At 55.8% G+C, this 2,345-nt stretch carries 3 protein-coding genes; all 3 read right to left on the bottom strand.

Annotation, left to right across the window (positions count from 1 at the left end; translation table 11 throughout):
* Positions 1-8: 8 nt before the first annotated feature.
* The 3 genes from tnpC to tnpA are packed head-to-tail and all read right to left on the bottom strand — an operon-like array spanning position 9 to position 2,261.
* The gene (tnpC, locus tag G565_RS0120655; protein WP_037340820.1) at positions 9-1,604 is read right to left on the bottom strand and encodes an IS66 family transposase; all 1,596 of its coding nucleotides are present in this window, start codon (positions 1,602-1,604) and stop codon (positions 9-11) included.
* A 16-nt stretch (positions 1,605-1,620) separates the two neighbouring features.
* On the bottom strand, positions 1,621-1,968 hold the full coding sequence (tnpB, locus tag G565_RS0120650) for an IS66 family insertion sequence element accessory protein TnpB (protein ID WP_028672498.1): 348 nt from the start codon (positions 1,966-1,968) through the stop codon (positions 1,621-1,623).
* Positions 1,968-2,261 carry an IS66 family insertion sequence element accessory protein TnpA gene (tnpA, locus tag G565_RS0120645; protein ID WP_028672497.1) on the bottom strand — a complete coding sequence of 98 codons (294 nt, stop codon included), beginning with the start codon at positions 2,259-2,261 and terminating at the stop codon, positions 1,968-1,970. The genes tnpB and tnpA overlap by 1 nt, the downstream gene beginning before the upstream one ends.
* Positions 2,262-2,345 lie beyond the last annotated feature (84 nt).

Genomic DNA, 2,345 nt, shown 5'->3' with positions numbered 1-2,345 from the left:
GTAACCGGTCATTCTACGGAGTGGTTGCAGGCCATATAAAGATCTGATTGCCTCGGATCAGCAGCGAAGCGTTCTTTCCAAAGTCTTGGTGTCAGATCCTGAACCTCTTTCGCCGGGTGATCACCAACACGCAGTAGCACATCAGTCAGATAGACGTAGGGGTTGATATCGTGCAGCTTGCAGGTAGTGATCAGGCTCTGGATCACACCCACGTGCTCGGCGCCCAGTTCTGACCAACAGAAGAGCCAGTTTTTACGGCCCATCGGTATCGGCCTTAGAGCACGCTCCAGATGATTGGTATCCATTGGCACATCCGGCTCTTCCAGGAACACGCGCAGTTCGTGTTCACGCCGACGCACATAGCCCAGCGCTTTAGCCAGTGGATCTTTTGGCAGCAGGTCTGGGCGATGCAACTGCTCATGGCACCATTCAAAGAAGGCATCAACGACCGGCTTGCAGTACGTCAGGCGGTATTCGCGTCGCTTCTTCAAGCTCAGTTCAGGCTGTTGTTTCAGTTCATCGTCCAACTGATACAGTTTGCCGATATAGTCCAGGGCCTGGGCCACCGCTTCCGGTTCACTTTCTTCGGCGGCGATGAACTGCCGTCGGCTGTGCACCCAGCATTGGGCCTGCGTGAGGTTCTGGTTCTTTTGAACATAGCTGGTATAGGCCGAGTGACCATCACTCAGCAGCGTGCCCTGGAAGCTTTTCCCCAGTACGGTTTCAATGTGTTGTCGGCCCCGGCTTTTGGAGAAGGTAAAGACCACTTCATCCTGTTCGCCGTAAAGTGGCCAGAACCAGGCTTGGTTCATCTTGCCTTTGCCGGTTTTGCCGGCCTTGATCGGCGTCTCGTCCATCGCCAACACCCGGCTGAGCAAGACGTTCTGTAACTGCGCGGCGACGATTGGTTTGAGCAGATCAATGGCGCGCTTGACCAGGTTGGTCAGGGTCGCCCGACTTAGGGTGATACCCGCCTCGGTCAGACGCTGATGTTGGCGATACAGCGGCAGGTGGTACTGGAACTTGTCCACCATCAGTCCAACGAGCAGGCTGACATCGGCCACACTGCGATCCAGTACGTTGTCCGGTGCTGGGCTTGGCAAGGGTTGTTCAGCCCCTTTGAGTTTGAACACCGGACGTTGATATTCGATGATGACGTAGCTGGCCGTGCGTTGCGCCACCCGGAAAGTGGACTTGCTGCCGATGATCTCGTATTGATCGGCCTCAGGGCCGGTCAGCTCCGAGGGCGTCAACTGGATGACCTCGACCGGTACGCTGTCGTCGAAGCGCAGACCGGTGTCGTTGACGCAGTCTTCTGGACGTTGTTTTTTGGCAGTGCCCCGAGACTGCTTTGAGGCCTCGCTCTGATCGGTTTTAGATGGGCTTTCGGCCGTAGCGGTTGCCGCCAACAGCGAGATCTGATCCGGGTGGCCAATCAGGGAGCGCTTTTCGGACTTCTGACCGAAGACCTGATTCTTCAGCCAGTCGAGCTGGCGTTTCAGCTCCTTGTTTTCCTGCTGCAACCGGGCATTCTGCCGAGCTATTTCGCTCGGATCAGAGGGCACAGTTTCCGTGTTGGTAGCAGGTTTCGACATGGCTGCCATTGTACCAGATCGACCTTCAGGCAGCGTGTCGATAGCGCTTAAACTGTTTGTACTTCTGGACTTCAATGCCTTCGATCAGCAGTTGTAAATCGGCCCAGCTCAGCGGTTTTTGCCCACGGGCATGGGGGCGCACCTGGAACTGCCCCTGCTCCAGGCGCTTGCTCCAGATGCAATACCCAGATGGTTCAAAATACAGCACCTTCATCTGCGTCTTGCGCCGGTTGACGAAGACAAAATATTCACCGCTCAACGGGTTGTGCTGCATCTGGTTCTTGATCAGAGCGCTGAGCCCGTTGAATGACTTGCGCATGTCGGTGGGCTGAGTGCACAACCAGATCCTGGCCTGGCTGCCAGGGGCGAACATCAGGGCTGACTCAGTCGAAGTTCAACACCATTGCCCAGGCTGAGCACGATGTGCCAGGGTCTATCGGCATCACTCGGGTTGCCGGGATTCGGCGAAAGAGCGCTCAGATCAATGAACGACGGTTCAGGCTTCGTTTCTGGACCGGGTTCGGAAGTCTCCAGGCGCTGACGCCATTTGTAAAAACTGGCTGGACTGACTGAATGCTCGGAACAGAACGTTGGGACGGACAAGCCGGATTGTTGTTGCTGTTCGATCAGGGATTGCCATTGTGATCGGGTTCTACGCTTGGCCATGATTGCCTCGGACGTCGATGAATGAGGCTTGAGATTATCGCGCGGGAAGGCTCAGTAGAATGACTCCCTAAAATGAACGCTTAC

It is taken from the genome of Saccharospirillum impatiens DSM 12546, assembly GCF_000423605.1.
Classification (GTDB): Bacteria; Pseudomonadota; Gammaproteobacteria; order Pseudomonadales; family Natronospirillaceae; genus Saccharospirillum; species Saccharospirillum impatiens.
This window is presented reverse-complemented; position numbering and strand designations above follow the sequence as displayed.